General features: G+C 58.1%; 16 protein-coding genes. 6 read left to right on the top strand and 10 right to left on the bottom strand.

What is annotated here, in order from left to right; all coding sequences use genetic code 11:
- Positions 1-23: 23 nt before the first annotated feature.
- From BMY49_RS10750 to BMY49_RS10740, 3 genes are all read right to left on the bottom strand, one after another.
- Entirely contained in the window at positions 24-899 is an 876-nt protein-coding gene (locus BMY49_RS10750; protein ID WP_089675564.1) for a pirin family protein, read from the bottom strand.
- A 98-nt stretch (positions 900-997) separates the two neighbouring features.
- Complete coding sequence (locus BMY49_RS18025; protein WP_255319122.1) at positions 998-1,123, bottom strand: hypothetical protein; 126 nt, start codon at positions 1,121-1,123, stop codon at positions 998-1,000.
- Positions 1,124-1,139: 16 nt separating this feature from the next.
- Positions 1,140-2,180, bottom strand: coding sequence for a zinc-dependent alcohol dehydrogenase family protein (locus tag BMY49_RS10740; protein ID WP_089675563.1), 1,041 nt, complete (start codon positions 2,178-2,180; stop codon positions 1,140-1,142).
- Between the two features lie 121 nt (positions 2,181-2,301).
- On the opposite strand from BMY49_RS10740, the gene BMY49_RS17855 reads away from it, so the two are divergent.
- The 3 genes from BMY49_RS17855 to BMY49_RS10730 all read left to right on the top strand — a co-directional run bounded on the left by BMY49_RS17855 (position 2,302) and on the right by BMY49_RS10730 (position 3,979).
- Entirely contained in the window at positions 2,302-2,490 is a 189-nt protein-coding gene (locus BMY49_RS17855; protein ID WP_244154955.1) for an Lrp/AsnC family transcriptional regulator, read from the top strand.
- 21 nt (positions 2,491-2,511) lie between these two features.
- Positions 2,512-2,808 carry an Lrp/AsnC ligand binding domain-containing protein gene (locus tag BMY49_RS17850; RefSeq protein WP_244154954.1) on the top strand — a complete coding sequence of 99 codons (297 nt, stop codon included), beginning with the start codon at positions 2,512-2,514 and terminating at the stop codon, positions 2,806-2,808.
- A 124-nt stretch (positions 2,809-2,932) separates the two neighbouring features.
- Entirely contained in the window at positions 2,933-3,979 is a 1,047-nt protein-coding gene (locus BMY49_RS10730) for a PDDEXK nuclease domain-containing protein (RefSeq protein WP_062363274.1), read from the top strand.
- Positions 3,980-4,049: 70 nt separating this feature from the next.
- Here the strand turns inward: BMY49_RS10730 and BMY49_RS10725 are convergent, their stop codons facing one another.
- Positions 4,050-4,907, bottom strand: a complete 858-nt coding sequence (locus BMY49_RS10725) for a protein NO VEIN domain-containing protein (protein WP_167359366.1) — start codon at positions 4,905-4,907, stop codon at positions 4,050-4,052.
- Positions 4,908-4,912: 5 nt separating this feature from the next.
- Positions 4,913-5,791 carry a YicC/YloC family endoribonuclease gene (locus BMY49_RS10720; protein WP_089675561.1) on the bottom strand — a complete coding sequence of 293 codons (879 nt, stop codon included), beginning with the start codon at positions 5,789-5,791 and terminating at the stop codon, positions 4,913-4,915.
- A gap of 119 nt (positions 5,792-5,910) precedes the next feature.
- Between BMY49_RS10720 and rph the strand changes: the two genes are divergently transcribed.
- Positions 5,911-6,648 (top strand): ribonuclease PH, encoded by a 738-nt coding sequence (rph, locus tag BMY49_RS10715; RefSeq protein WP_062362055.1) that lies wholly within the window; start codon positions 5,911-5,913, stop codon positions 6,646-6,648.
- Between the two features lie 86 nt (positions 6,649-6,734).
- On the opposite strand, the gene BMY49_RS10710 is transcribed toward rph, so the two are convergent.
- Positions 6,735-7,502 carry an exodeoxyribonuclease III gene (locus BMY49_RS10710; RefSeq protein WP_054640729.1) on the bottom strand — a complete coding sequence of 256 codons (768 nt, stop codon included), beginning with the start codon at positions 7,500-7,502 and terminating at the stop codon, positions 6,735-6,737.
- A 141-nt stretch (positions 7,503-7,643) separates the two neighbouring features.
- Between BMY49_RS10710 and pyrE the strand changes: the two genes are divergently transcribed.
- Positions 7,644-8,309 carry an orotate phosphoribosyltransferase gene (gene pyrE, locus BMY49_RS10705; protein WP_089675560.1) on the top strand — a complete coding sequence of 222 codons (666 nt, stop codon included), beginning with the start codon at positions 7,644-7,646 and terminating at the stop codon, positions 8,307-8,309.
- Here the strand turns inward: pyrE and BMY49_RS10700 are convergent.
- Positions 8,306-8,788 (bottom strand): tRNA (cytidine(34)-2'-O)-methyltransferase, encoded by a 483-nt coding sequence (locus tag BMY49_RS10700; protein ID WP_054640782.1) that lies wholly within the window; start codon positions 8,786-8,788, stop codon positions 8,306-8,308. The two genes, pyrE and BMY49_RS10700, sit on opposite strands and share 4 nt — an antisense overlap.
- 108 nt (positions 8,789-8,896) lie before the next feature.
- Here BMY49_RS10700 and rep point away from each other — a divergent pair, with 108 nt between their 5' ends.
- Entirely contained in the window at positions 8,897-10,966 is a 2,070-nt protein-coding gene (rep, locus tag BMY49_RS10695) for a DNA helicase Rep (RefSeq protein ID WP_089675559.1), read from the top strand.
- A gap of 120 nt (positions 10,967-11,086) precedes the next feature.
- Here rep and BMY49_RS10690 read toward each other — a convergent pair whose 3' ends face one another.
- The 3 genes from BMY49_RS10690 to BMY49_RS10680 all read right to left on the bottom strand — a co-directional run.
- Positions 11,087-11,908, bottom strand: a complete 822-nt coding sequence (locus BMY49_RS10690) for a c-type cytochrome (protein ID WP_062362048.1) — start codon at positions 11,906-11,908, stop codon at positions 11,087-11,089.
- Between the two features lie 278 nt (positions 11,909-12,186).
- Positions 12,187-13,086: a GNAT family N-acetyltransferase gene (locus tag BMY49_RS10685; protein WP_044628614.1), complete on the bottom strand. Its 900-nt coding sequence runs from the start codon at positions 13,084-13,086 to the stop codon at positions 12,187-12,189.
- Positions 13,087-13,426: 340 nt separating this feature from the next.
- Positions 13,427-13,717 (bottom strand): transposase (locus tag BMY49_RS10680; RefSeq protein ID WP_208596188.1); only part of this gene is annotated, 291 nt, incomplete at its 5' end.

The raw sequence follows: 13,717 nt of genomic DNA, 5'->3' as shown, positions 1-13,717 counted from the left end.
GCGTTTAGAGCATTAGCGGGTCTTTAAAGGGTAAGCCCGCCAAACTTGCCGTTCTGGTAATCCTCTACCGCCTGCACGATCTCGTCGCGGGTGGTCATCACGAAGGGGCCGTGGGAGTAGACCGGCTCATCAATGACATCGCCATGGCCAAACAGCAGGCGCGCATCGCTCGCTGCTTCAATGCTCAGGCTTTCACCGTCACGGTCGACTTCGATCAAATGGTGCGCTTTGGCAGGCTCGCCGCCCACCGTCACGTCACCACTCACCACGTACAGAAACACCTGCCGGCCAGGAGCCACGGGTAGCTGCTCACGCGCGCCCCCAGGCAGCGCTAGCGTCGACATGAACACGCCGGTCAGCGATTCAATCGGGCCTGTTTGCCCCTGCCACTCCCCGGCAATCAGGTTGAGCGTACCGCCGCCCGACAGCTCAACAGCGGGGATGCCCTCTTGCTGCAAGCCCACGTAGCGCGGCTCGCTCATCTTCAGCCGTGACGGCAGGTTGACCCACAGCTGCAAGATTTCCAGCGGGCCGCCCTCGCGCAGAAACTCCTCCGGCGAAATTTCCGCATGGACGATGCCGCTACCGGCGGTCATCCATTGCACACCGCCTGCGTGAATCACGCTCTGGTGCTTGGCGCTGTCGGCATGGGCCAGCGAGCCTTCTAAAATAAACGTCACCGTTTCAAACCCACGGTGCGGGTGCGGCCCAAAGGGCAGCCCGCGGTTGTTGGCCGGGTAAACCTGCGGGCCGTGATGATTCAAAAACAGAAACGGATCGAGCTGATCCAATCCCGGCCCCGGCAGCGGCCGGCGGGTAACCAAATCACCGATATCATCCCGATGGGCAGGATGCTGAGCGACCACGCGGCGAACGGGTGGAGTATTAGCTGATGACATAATGCTCTCCTTATCAATACGCCCAGCGTAAAACCTCAACTGACGGATGAGGAGCGAATAATTTGCCCCGGTTCATTGAAGGAAATGAATAGAACGCCTTAACGGCTGGGAACGCTCAGCCGTCCCACCACCGTGAAGCTATCCTCTTGCGGGCGCACGACCACCATTTCCCCGGAGCTAACGCCCCCACCGGTCAGCGCCGTGATATTCACCTGATGCGTCACCAGCAGCCCTCTTTTATCAGAATTCCGTGACGACGGTGACCCCCACGCCTTCAAACTTATCCATGTTGATCAACGCCTGCACCGACTCCTCTAGCGTGATCCGGCGGCCAATCAGCTTTTCCGGCGCCAGTTTGCCCGACTGAATCATCGCCAGCATGGCATCGTAGCGATGGGCCTGCATGCCATGACTGCCCAGAATTTCCAGCTCATTAGCAATCACCTTGCTCATCGGAATGGCAGGCGTGCTGTGATCTGCCAGCATCAACCCTACCTGGACATGCTTGCCGCGCTTGCGCAAATTGCTAATAGAGTTGAAGCAGGTGGTGGGGTGACCCAGCGCATCCAGCGAGACGTGCGCGCCCCCTTGAGTGATTTCCACCACCGCCTCGACCACATCGGCCACTTGGTTGGCATTCACCGTGGCCACCGCGCCCAACTGGCGCGCCAAGGCGAGCGCCTGTTCAGAAATATCCACCGCCACCACGTTCGCGCCCGCCGCGCTGGCGATCATGATGGCCGACAGCCCCACACCGCCGCAGCCGTGTACGGCCACCCACTGCCCGGCGGACACGCGGCCCTGATCCACCACCGCACGAAAAGAGGTCACGAACCGGCAACCCAGGCTGGCGGCGGTGTCGAACGCTAGGGTATCTGGCAGGGCGACTAGGTTCACATCGGCGTAGTGAATGCCCACATACTCGGCAAACGAGCCCCAGTGGGTAAACCCCGGCTGAAATTGAGCATCGCACACCTGATGATTGCCGGTGTGGCACTCCGGGCAGGTGCCGCAGCCGCCCACGAACGGCACGGTCACCCGGTCGCCAATGCGCCACTTGGTCACGTCCTTGCCCACCGCTTCCACCACGCCGGATAGCTCGTGCCCCGGCACATGGGGGAGCCGAATATCCGGGTCGTGGCCCATCCAGCCGTGCCAATCACTGCGGCATACGCCGTTGGCCATCACCTTGACCACAACCCCGTGAGGCGCTGGCGCTGGGTCGGGCACCTGCTGGATGCTGGGCGGGGTAGAAAACTGCTCAAATACGACGGCTTTCATGGCTCACTCCTGAACGGTCGGCGGTGCGTTGGATGTATACGCACTATAACGAGCCGCGCCCGAAATTACGTTTCCTTCTGATGGACATCCTGCGCCTTTTTGAAGCACTCTTTTCAACAGAATGAATAAACCGAAAGGGCCTTTCAAAATGAGCGAGCTTGATAAAAAGGATGCCCGATTAGCCACCTTGCTGCAGGCAGACGGTCGGGTGGCCAACGCACGGCTGGCCGAGCAGATGCACCTGAGCGAAGCCACCTGCTGGCGACGCCACAAACGCCTGGAAGAGCTGGGAGTGATCGAAGGCTACTAGGCCATCCTCAACCGCCGTAAAGTGGGCGCCAGCGTGCTGGCCTTTGTGCAAATCACCTGCACCCAGCACAGCGAAGCCGCAACGGCGGAGTTCGAGCGCATCATCCAGGCCAGCTCCCGCGTACTGAGCTGCCACAACACCACCGGCGAAGCCGACTTCCTGCTACAGGTCGTCGCCAAAGACCTGGACGACTACAGCCACTTCGTCGAAACGGTACTGCGCCAGCTGCCCGGCGTGTCGAGCATCCGCTCCAACCTCTCGCTGAGGGAAATGAAGGCGACCAGTCACTTGCCGGTTGAGGAGTTGTTGGGGCTGTGAGCGAGGCAGTTGGCTATATGCACTGTTGATATGATCGCCATCACCAACTCTTCCTATCGGCAAAATTTGATATTGTTAGGCCTCAGCCAGCTGACATTACTCTATAACGCCAGGGGTTAAGCCTATGACGGAGCAGAACCAAACCGCTTTTAGCCGCCTCGTTAGCGCAATTACTCAACAGATAGAGCAAGCACGCGGGCAGGTTCGCCAAGCCGTGAATACGGCCATGGTACAAAGCTACTGGGAAATAGGCCGTTTAATTGTCGAACACGAACAGCAAGGCAATCGTCGTGCTGAGTATGGTAAGCAGCAGCTAAAGCAGCTCTCACAACAGCTCACCGAGCGGCTGGGGAAAGGTTTTGATGTCACCAATTTACGCAATATGCGCCAGTTTTATCACGCCTTTCCAATTCGCGACGCAGTGCGTCTTGAATTGAGTTGGACTCACTATCGCACCCTTCTGCGAATAGAAAACGCCCAAGCCCGCGACTGGTATTTGCACGAAGCGATCAACCAAAGCTGGAGCGCCAGAGCTCTAGAACGCCAGATTAGCACTCTCTACTACGAGCGACTTCTGGCCAGCCAAGAAAAATCCTCGGTGGCAGCAGAAGCCCAGCAAAACACCCAGCCACTGGCAGAAAGCGCTAAAGACTATCTGCGTGATCCCTACATTCTGGATTTTCTTAATCTGCAGGATAAAACCTATCAGGAAAGCCAGCTAGAGCAGGCCATTATCAGCAACCTGCAGCAGTTTTTACTGGAATTAGGCAAAGGCTTTGCCTTTGTGGAGCGCCAGCAGCGCATTCGCTTTGACGACGAAGATTTCTACATCGACTTGGTATTCTACAACTTCAAACTGAAGTGCTTTTTGCTGGTGGATCTAAAACTCGGCAAGCTCAGGCATCAGGATATCGGCCAAATGGATACCTACGTGCGCTTATACGATGAGCAGCGCAAAGGCAGCGACGACAACCCCACTATTGGCTTGGTGCTGTGCAGCGAAAAAAGCGAAGCCGTGGTCAAGTACTCGGTACTGGCCGAGCAAAAACAGCTGTTTGCGGCGAAGTACCTGCCGTATCTGCCCTCTGAAGATGAGCTTAAACGCGAGCTAGAGCGCGAACGGGCTCAGGCCGTTGAACAGCTTCAGCAGCACGAACGGAGCGATGAGTGAACGATAGCTTCACGAACAATCTCAGCGGCTGAAGTTTTGATTTCTTGAAGCAGCTCCCTCTTTTAAGCTATTAACGTACTCCCGCCCGGTAGCTATTTGGCTCCAGCCAGAGCTGTTCGTGGAGATCACCTTTCAAGAAAAAAAGCTTCGGCCCCTTGCGGAAGTTGAACAGTCGGAACAAATGATAGTGTTCCGAATGGGCACGCGAGCATTCGAGCTCGTTGGGCGTAATAAAAAACGCACTCTCTTTGGCAAAGGCGGTGGTTTTGACTTCAATCAGCCGATCACTGCCGTCGGGCTCGAAGGAACGGATATCGAACCCCAGCCCGTCACCCTGAGTTACCGCAACGTGCTCGACCCTCTCCGCCAGCTTATCGTACCCAGCTTGGATCAGCCGGTGCTGCTCGAACCGAATCACTAGGTGCTCACCGGCTAGCCCAAGCTCGCGGTTGCGGGTTTCCCGGGCCAGGTAGTCCCGTTTTTGCGGCGGGCGCACTGAATAGTCGGCGCGGAATTCTCGAACGCCTTGTTGCGGCGGTGTCGTTCTAGGAGGTTCGACGATAATGCGCTCGTCTACGATGCCAGTGGTATCAATCACTGGAAGATCAGCGGCCAAACGCGCTGCGCGATCAACAAGCTCGCTTCGCAACAACAGCCCCTCGACAGCTTCAACTAGGCTTTGTTGATAGTTGCTACGCGGCTTATAGCCATCGACATAGGGGCAGTTGGCATCGCGTAACACTGCGCTGATATTGCAGTGCTTGAACTCTATGGCACTGGCCGAGCGGCCATCAAGCTGTATCATCAGCGCTCGATTAAGTGCGCGCTTGTTAGAACTTTGCCCGCTCAGTTCTGCTACTAGCATCTGCCGGTAGGTAGCAATGGTTGCCTCTACCTCGCCAGCACTCCAGGGTGTCGCTCGACTCATCTTCATCACTCAATATTTTGAATCTGCTCCCGCATCTGCTCGATCAGCACCTTCAACTCCACCGCGCAGCGGGTCGTCTCTGCCACCACGGATTTCGATGAAAGTGTATTCGCTTCGCGGTTGAGCTCTTGCATCAGGAAGTCCAGGCGGCGGCCTTTGGGGCCTTTTTGGGCGAGCTGGTGGCGCACTTCTTCAATGTGCGCCGTTAGGCGGTCTAGCTCTTCGTCTACGTCGGCTTTTTGGGCTACCAGTACCAGCTCGGCTTCCAGGCGTTGGGGGTCGAGTTCGGTTTTGGCGATTTCTAAACGCTCTAGCAGCTGGGTGCGTTGGCGTTCCAGAATCTGCGGCAGCAGGCTGCGTACGGTGGCCACTTGCTCGCTGACGGCGTCTAGGCGGGTGGTGATCATCTCGGCCAGCTTATCGCCTTCGCGGGCGCGGGCGTCGATCAGTTCATCCAGCGCTTGGTTGAAGAGCGTTTTGGCGGCGGCTTTAATGGCGTCTTGGTCGAGGTGCTGGGTTTCCATCACGCCGGGCTGATTGAGCAGCGCTAGCGTGGTGGGCGGCACGGCGCTGGGCACCTGCTGCTGAATGGCGGCCAGGGTATCGGCTATCTCTTTTAGGCGCTGGGCGTTCACGGCCGGTACTTGGGCGGTATCAGCGCTCTCAAAGCGTACGCTGCACTCTACCTTGCCTCGGGCCAGGCGCGTGCGCAGTGCTTCGCGCAGCACCGGCTCTAAATCTCGCAGGCTTTCATGTAGGCGAAAGTGCGGCTCTAGGTAGCGCTGGTTCACCGAGCGAATCTCGACCTGCAGGGTGCCAAACGGGGCGGCCTGCTCGGTGCGGGCGAAGGCGGTCATGCTGTGTACGCGGCGGGAAGCGGCCATAAGTCGATGCATCCTTTACATCAATGTGATTCCGAACAGTCTAACCGATAGGCCCATCCGCGCACGCTCAGACGTGTACAATAGAGGGCTTTTCCACTTTTAAGATGATGTGAGGTGCTATGCGTCCTGATGTAGTTCGCCCCAGCGGTCGCGAGGCCGACCAGCTCCGTGAGATTCGCTTGACCCGTGATTACACCCGCCATGCGGAAGGCTCCGTGCTGGTGGAGTTTGGCGATACCAAGGTGCTGTGTAACGCGAGCGTGGAAGCGGGCGTGCCGCGCTGGCTGCGCGGTAAAAATCAGGGCTGGATTACCGCCGAATACGGCATGCTGCCCCGCGCCACCCACTCCCGCAGTGGCCGCGAAGCGACCCGCGGCAAACAGGGTGGCCGCACGCTGGAGATTCAGCGGCTGATTGGCCGCAGCCTGCGCGCAGCGGTGAATTTGAAGAAGCTGGGTGAGTTCACCATTACCGTGGATTGCGATGTCATCCAGGCCGATGGCGGCACGCGTACGGCGGCGATTACCGGCGGCTGCGTGGCGCTGGTGGATGCGCTTCGCTACCTGCAGCGAGAAAAGAAGATCAAGGGCGACCCCTTCAAGCAGCTGGTCAGCGCGATCTCGGTGGGCATCTACAAAGGCGTGCCGGTGCTGGACCTGGATTACCCCGAAGATAGCAAAGCCGACACCGACCTGAACGTGGTGATGACCGAAAGCGCCGAGCTGATTGAAGTACAGGGCACGGCGGAAGCGGGCGCGTTTAACCGTAAAGAGCTGAACGCGATGCTGGATTTGGCCGAGAAAGCCGGTGATGAATTGCGCGAGAAGCAGCGTGAAGCGCTGGGCATTCGCGGTTAAGGGAACTCGGTATTACGGAGCCCTGAACGCAACAGGCCAGCGGTAAGCCGGCCTGTTGCAGGTGCGACGCGGGAAGTAGCTAACGCTTAGAGCGCTAAATCATACTCAACGATCAGCGGTGCGAACTCGGAGAAGGTCGCATCGTAATCAATCCACGCGTCCACCACGTGACGACGGAAGTTGGGGCCGACCAGTTGGTAGTCGATCCGCCAGCCTTCTTGACGATCACGGGGCACGTCTTGGTCAAGTTTTGGCCACCAGGTGTACTCGCCTGCATCGCGATTAATTTCGCGGAAGGTGTCGATAAAGCCGGTGGGGCCAAGCACCTGATCCATCCAGGCACGCTCTTCCGGGCGGAAGCCCGAGGTGAGCTGGTTGTCCGACCAGTTGGCCAAATCGATGGTTTTATGGGCAATGTGCCAAGTACCGCAGATGATGTATTCGCGGCGTTTGCGCGACATCTTCGTCAGGTACTCCTGGTACTGCTCCATAAACGCCTGTTTGGCTTTTTGGTCACTTCCATCAGGCATCAGGAAGGTGGCAATGCTGAAGCGGTCGTAATCCGCCTGCAGAAAGCGCCCTTCGTGGTCGCACTGAGGGAACCCCAGGCCGTACATGATGGCTTTGGGGATTTTGCGGCAATAGAGTGCCACACCGGAGAAACCATCCTCCTCGGCATCCAGGAAGTAGCCTTCGTAGCCTTCCGGATAGAGGATATGGTCACCCAGTTCGAAACTTTTCGCCTTGATGTTCTGCACGCAGACCACGTCGGCATCCTGCTGAGCCAGCCAGTCCAGGAAGCCACGGTCGACGGCATCACGTATACCATTGACATTGATGCTGGCAATTTTCATAAATCGTCCCTTTTGCGTCGCTGCTGTATGATACCCGACGTTTAGACGTTTGGGTAAAGGCCGTGAGTAAAACTTGCCATTTACCCTACTTTTATTGTTGCTTTCGTGCCGATTGAAACCTACCGCTTAGTGAGGAATGCCGTGGCCACCACTCTACAACCCTACCAGCGCGATTTCATTGCTTTTGCCATTGAACAGGGCGTACTTAAGTTTGGCGAGTTTACGCTGAAATCTGGCCGCGTTAGCCCCTACTTTTTCAACGCTGGGCTGTTTCAGACGGGCCGTGCGCTGGCCAAGCTAGGCCGCTTTTACGCCCAGGCGATGGTTGATAGCGGCTTAAAGGCTGACGTGCTGTTTGGCCCTGCTTATAAGGGCATTCCACTGGCTGCAGTCACCGCGGCGGCGCTGGCCGACCACCACGACCTGGATATGCCTTACTCCTTCAATCGCAAAGAAGCCAAAACCCACGGCGAAGGCGGCAACATTGTGGGCGCGCCGCTGTCTGGCGATATTTTGATCATTGATGACGTGATCACCGCAGGCACCGCGATCCGTGAAGTGATGGGCCTGATTGAGCAGAGCGGTGCCCGTGCCGGTGGGGTGATCATTGCCCTGGACCGCCAGGAGCGTGGCCAGGGCGAGCAGAGCGCCATCCAGGAAGTGCAGTCCCAGTATGGCGTGCCGGTGGTCAGCATCGTGTCGCTTGAGCAAGTGCTCACCTACCTGGAAGAGCAGTCAGGTAGCGACCTCAGCAGCCATGCCGAGGCCGTGCGTGCGTACCGCGACCGCTACGGTATCGCCGGTTAGGTTGCGTCGCCCATGGGCAGTGCGCCAGCGTAGTCTTGTTGGCGCCACGCTTCGTAACTGACCACCGCCACGGCGTTGGAGAGGTTCAGGCTGCGGTTGTTGGGCTGCATGGGAATGCGCAGTTTTTGCTCTGCGGGCAGCATGGCGTGCACCTCGGGGGAGAGCCCGGCGGTTTCCGAGCCGAACAGCAGCACATCCCCCGGTGCGAAGTTGGCATCACTGTGGGCGCGGGTGCCTTTGGTGGTAATCGCCCAGATGGTGCGCCCCTGCATGGCGGTGTAAAACGCCGTAAAATCCGCGTGACGGGTCACGTTGGCAAGGTCGCGGTAGTCTAAACCAGCGCGGCGCAGCTTTTTCTCTTCGAGATCAAAGCCCAGCGGCTCGATCAAATGGAGACGGCAGCCGTTGTTCGCCACTAGGCGCATAATGTTGCCCGTATTGGGAGCCATGCGCGGCTCGAATAGCGCTACTTCAAACATCACCACCTGCCTATGAGTTACCTGCTGTATTAGCCTGCTGCGCCTTCGTCAGCGCCGCTGATTGTAATAGAAATTGCCCCGAAACACTTGTAGAGGTCACCCTTCGCCATGACGCCCCAACCGCCAAAGAGCATTCTTAGCCGTATCAAAGGGCTCAACCCACGCCAGCAAGAAGCGGTGCGCTATATCGATGGCCCCTGCCTGGTACTGGCGGGTGCGGGGTCGGGCAAAACCAGCGTGATCACCACCAAGATTGCCTACCTCGTGCAAGAGTGTGGCATGAGCGCACGCAAAATTGCCGCAGTGACCTTTACCAACAAGGCCGCCCGAGAGATGAAAGAGCGGGTGGGCCAGATGCTGAAGGGCAAAGAGGGCCACGGGCTGACGGTTTCGACCTTCCACAACCTGGGGCTCAACATCATTCGCGGCGAACTGAAGACCCTGGGCTACAAGCCGGGGTTTTCGCTGTTCGACCCGGAAGACGCCAAGGCGCTGCTGCGGGACTTGATGAATAAAGACGCTCAGGTCGATGCCGAGCAGATCAACGCCGTGCAGGCCAAGATATCCCAGTGGAAAAACGACCTGGTGCTGCCAGGGGATGCGCTTTCGTTCGCTGCCGATGACGACGAGCATTTCGCGGCACGGGTGTACGAAGCCTACGTTCGCCACCTGAAAGCCTACAACGCGGTGGATTTCGACGACCTGATTCTGCTGCCGGTGGTGCTCTTACAGCGCGACCCAGAGGCACTGGCCCGCTGGCGGCGAAAAATCCACTATATGCTGGTGGATGAGTACCAAGACACCAACGTCTCCCAGTACCTGCTGGTAAAGCTGCTGATGGCCGAACGCGCCACCTTTACCGTGGTCGGCGACGACGACCAGTCGATTTACGCCTGGCGGGGCGCACGGCCGGAAAACCTGGTCACCCTGGGGGAGGATTTCCCCCGTTTGAAAGTCATCAAGCTGGAGCAGAACTACCGCTCTACCGGCACCATCCTACGTGCCGCCAATACGCTGATTGCTAACAACCCCCACGTCTACGACAAAACCCTGTGGTCGGAGATGGGTGACGGCGCGCCGATTCGCGTGGTGGTGAACCGCCATGAGGAGGCCGAAGCCGAGCGAGTGGCCAGCGAGATGCTCACTCGGCGCATCAAGGAAAAAGCCGAGTGGCGCGATTTTGCGGTGCTTTACCGAGGCAACTTCCAAGCGCGGCTGCTGGAATTGAAGCTGCAGCACTATCAGATTCCGTACAAGCTCTCCGGCGGCACGTCGTTTTTCTCGCGTAACGAGATCAAGGACGCCATGGCGTATCTGCGCCTGCTGATCAACCCTGCCGATGACAACGCCTTTTTGCGCATCGTCAACGTGCCCCGGCGGGAAATTGGCCCCGGCACGCTGGAAAAGCTCGCCAACTATGCCACCGAGCGCTCGATCTCGCTGTTTGCTGCCTGCCATGAGCTAGGGCTTGAACAAACCCTGCCTACCCGCGCCGTGGAGCGCCTCTCGCGCTTTACCCACTTTATTGATGGTGTGCGCAAGCGGATGGATCAGGGCGATGCCATTGCCGCGATCCGCGATATGCTGCGGGATATGGATTACGAGGCGTGGCTCTACCAAAACGCCAGCGCCCCTACTATTGCCGAGCGGCGCATGGCCAACGTATGGATTTTGATTGATCAATTAGAGAAGTCGCTGAACCGCGATCCGGAAGACGCAGATGACTCTACCGCAACAGAAACCGACGGCGTAGAAGCGGCCATTTCACGCTTAGTGCTGCGGGATATTTTGGAGCAACAGGCCGAAGAGGATGACTCTGACCGGGTGCAGCTGCTCACCATGCACGCCTCGAAAGGGCTAGAGTTCCCCCACGTTTACTTGATGGGCCTGGAGGAGGATCTGCTGCCCCACCGTAACGCCATCGAGATGGGTACCGTGGAAGAAGAACGGCGTTTAGCCTACGTGGGCATTACCCGCGCCCGACGCACGCTAACGCTGACCCTGGCGCGCCAGCGCAAGGCCTATGGCGAGCTGATGGACTGCCAACCCAGCCGCTTTTTGGATGAGCTGCCCGCGGATGATTTGGAGTGGGAGGGCCGCGCTGATAAAGAGGACCCGGAGAAAAAGCAGGCACGCGGCAAGGATGCCATTGCTGGGCTGCGCTCGCTGCTGGGATAAGCGTGCTGGGCAAGCGCTATGTATCGCGCAAAAAAATATCCACAGAGGGTTTGGAGCACCCACCTGTGGATATTTTATAACGCCTGGCCTACCCGCCCCATGAGAGCGGGCTGCTAACGCTTACTGTACTTGTGAGACCATGTAATCAACCACGGCCATAATCTCTTCATCGGAAGCGCTGCTACCACCACGCGGCGGCATCACGCCTTTACCGTTGAAGACGCTTTGGTAGAGTGCATCGGTACCCTGCTCAATACGCGGGCCCCAAGCTTCAGCGTCGCCAATCTTCGGTGCACCCGCCACGCCAGCGGCGTGACACGCCACACAGCCCACACTGGCGTAAAGCGCTTCACCGTCTAAACCGCTGCCACCGCTGGAAGCGTCTTCTTCACTGGCGACTGCTTCATCTTCGCTGGCCACAGCATCTGCCGTCGCCATCTCGTCGCTACTACTCTCGTCAGTTGCTTCGGCAGCCGCGCCTTCATCACCGCCACCTAGCTCAGGAACTTCCATGACAGGCTCGACCATATACGCTGTCACCGCTTCCATTTCTTCGTCTGACAAGTTGGGGTTGCCGCCACGGGCAGGCATTGCGCCAATACCATTAATGGCGTGGTCTAGCAGCGTGGCAAAACCTTGCTCAGTACGCTCAGCCCAGGCCGCTTCGTCACCGCGCACCGGTGCTCCAGCGGCACCCGTTTCGTGGCACGCCATACAGACGTTGTTGTAAATACCGGCACCGTCAATTTCACCACCACCGCCACTGCTAGAAGCCGCAGGGGCTGCTGCCGTGCCGCAGTCTTGGCCTTGAAGGCAGAGTTGTCCTACTGGTGCCAGGCGCTCAGCGATTGCGTCACGCGCTGCATCTTGGGCATAAGCACCGGATGTGCCTGCCATGACGCCAAGGGCCGCCAGCCCGCTCATGATCAGCTTAGATTTCACTCTCACCACCTCTTAAGTTTTATGTAATAAACGCGTTGCGCTTCAAAACGAGTGCGTCCGTTTCTTGCTTATGCTGGATACCTAGCGCCTGGAGACACCGTTCTTGCCCTTGGGTGCGGCCGTGCCACGCTCTATGGTGCTACCGCGGCCACCGAAACGCCAAGACATACGTATAGAGTTAGTATACCGAGAACATAAAGGGTAAGAAAATGCTACTAAGCGCGGCAATTCAACCTACAACGCCGATAAGCGGAGGATGACGCTACTGAACGGCCAGATTAATACCACCCTAACAAGCGCTCGCGCCCCAGTTGTATGAACCCCGCTTGGGCATAAACCCGCTGAGCAGGCGTATTCTGTTCATCCACCGTGAGAGTTAAGCACTGCGCCCCGGCCTGGGCAGCCAAGCTTTGGGCATGCTCAATAATAACGTGCCCCAGCCCCTGCCCGCGCCATTCCGGAACCAGCCCCATAAGTTGCAGGCTCCACTGCAAAGAGGGGGTGGCGAGCAACAATACTCCTACCGGCTCTTCTTGGTATTCCAGCCAATACCAGTGTTGTGGATAAGCCGAAGTCGCCTGAGATTGGAACCCAGCTAGCAGCGTGCTAACCGGCAGCGCATGGCGCAGCGCTGGGCAATCCAGAGAATCTTCACCTACCCGCGCCAGTAACGCCTGCTGTTCAGCCAGCGTTAACGCCTTGAAAGGGCGTAATCTCAACGGCTGTTGAGGCGCTAGGGCTGCTCGGCATGGCCACGCACGATGCTCTAGGGTGGCCATCGCACGCATACCGCTTTTAATTAACGTGTCTTCCCACGCTGCCCACGGCTCAGTGAGCACCACATGGCAAAGGATGATCGGCTGCTGCTTCACCCACCCCGGCAGGGCACTCAACAGAGCCTGGGCGGCGGCATCGTTATGCCTGGGCAGCCATAGCTGCGCCGTTTGGTTTGCCAGCGGCTGTACCCAGGCAGTCGCGCGTATATATTCGCCTTCCATCGCCACCCACAAACCCTGCCAATCAGACTCAGTCGACGCCGTTAAGGCCTGCTGCAAGCCAGCCTGCAGGGAAGGAGTGTGGACAGCCGCTAAATGCAGCAGCGCTTCGCGTCGTCGATGTGCGGGACAGGGCACCACCTGATAGCGGCTAGCGTGGTGGCGCTGCGCGTCGGATGTCACAACGACTCTCCTTATTTAGTAACCCTAAGGCTTAATCACTTTAAGGCTTAATAAGCCTACGAAAGGATAATATGCCTTTTTACAAGGTTTAAGTTTTCGTTAAGTAATGTCAACGAGAGTATCGGGAAATACGATGGAGATTGCCCGATGGCTCATCTACGTTCACTGCCCTTAACGTCTTTGCGCTGGCAAGAAGCGCTTAACAGACATGATCAAACGCAGCTAAAACAGTTGATACAGGCGCGTTTCGCGCATCAACACAACGCCACGGTCCATCACTTTCTACCGCGCCTATTTGGCCTTTTGGCAGGAGTTATTGTCAAATTCTGTGTATGGCCGGTCAGGCGGCAGTCCTGTCTGACTGATCGGTCAAGGGTTCGCCGTCCTTGAACTGGACGTTGTTCACGACCAGCTCCAGCTTGTTGAACCCCTTGATCCGCTTCCAGCGCTTCTGGGCGCTCTGAAGCAGCTTGAAGACCATCGCCAGGGTCGTCGCTCTGGAGCCGCAGTTCCGGCTGCGCTTGCTCCGCAGGCGGACCGTGGCGAAGGTCGACTCGATCGGGTTGGTGGTGCGGATATGCACCCAGTGTTCTGCCGGGTAGTCATAGAACGCTAGCAGCTCCTCCCGATC

The sequence above is a fragment of the Vreelandella aquamarina genome (assembly GCF_900110265.1).
Lineage (GTDB): Bacteria > Pseudomonadota > Gammaproteobacteria > Pseudomonadales > Halomonadaceae > Vreelandella > Vreelandella aquamarina.
The sequence above is the reverse complement of the archived record's forward strand: the minus strand, read 5'-3'. Positions and strand labels throughout refer to the sequence as shown.

Excerpts from the sequence above, each read along its gene's own strand:
- BMY49_RS10750 (WP_089675564.1), bottom strand. The coding sequence starts at position 899 with ATGTCATCAGCTAATACTCCACCCGTTCGCCGCGTGGTCGCTCAGCAT.
- BMY49_RS10740 (WP_089675563.1), bottom strand. The coding sequence starts at position 2,180 with ATGAAAGCCGTCGTATTTGAGCAGTTTTCTACCCCGCCCAGCATCCAG.
- BMY49_RS17855 (WP_244154955.1), top strand. The coding sequence starts at position 2,302 with ATGAATAAACCGAAAGGGCCTTTCAAAATGAGCGAGCTTGATAAAAAG.
- BMY49_RS10730 (WP_062363274.1), top strand. The coding sequence starts at position 2,933 with ATGACGGAGCAGAACCAAACCGCTTTTAGCCGCCTCGTTAGCGCAATT.
- BMY49_RS10725 (WP_167359366.1), bottom strand. The coding sequence starts at position 4,907 with ATGAGTCGAGCGACACCCTGGAGTGCTGGCGAGGTAGAGGCAACCATT.
- BMY49_RS10720 (WP_089675561.1), bottom strand. The coding sequence starts at position 5,791 with ATGGCCGCTTCCCGCCGCGTACACAGCATGACCGCCTTCGCCCGCACC.
- rph (WP_062362055.1), top strand. The coding sequence starts at position 5,911 with ATGCGTCCTGATGTAGTTCGCCCCAGCGGTCGCGAGGCCGACCAGCTC.
- BMY49_RS10710 (WP_054640729.1), bottom strand. The coding sequence starts at position 7,502 with ATGAAAATTGCCAGCATCAATGTCAATGGTATACGTGATGCCGTCGAC.
- BMY49_RS10700 (WP_054640782.1), bottom strand. The coding sequence starts at position 8,788 with ATGTTTGAAGTAGCGCTATTCGAGCCGCGCATGGCTCCCAATACGGGC.
- rep (WP_089675559.1), top strand. The coding sequence starts at position 8,897 with ATGACGCCCCAACCGCCAAAGAGCATTCTTAGCCGTATCAAAGGGCTC.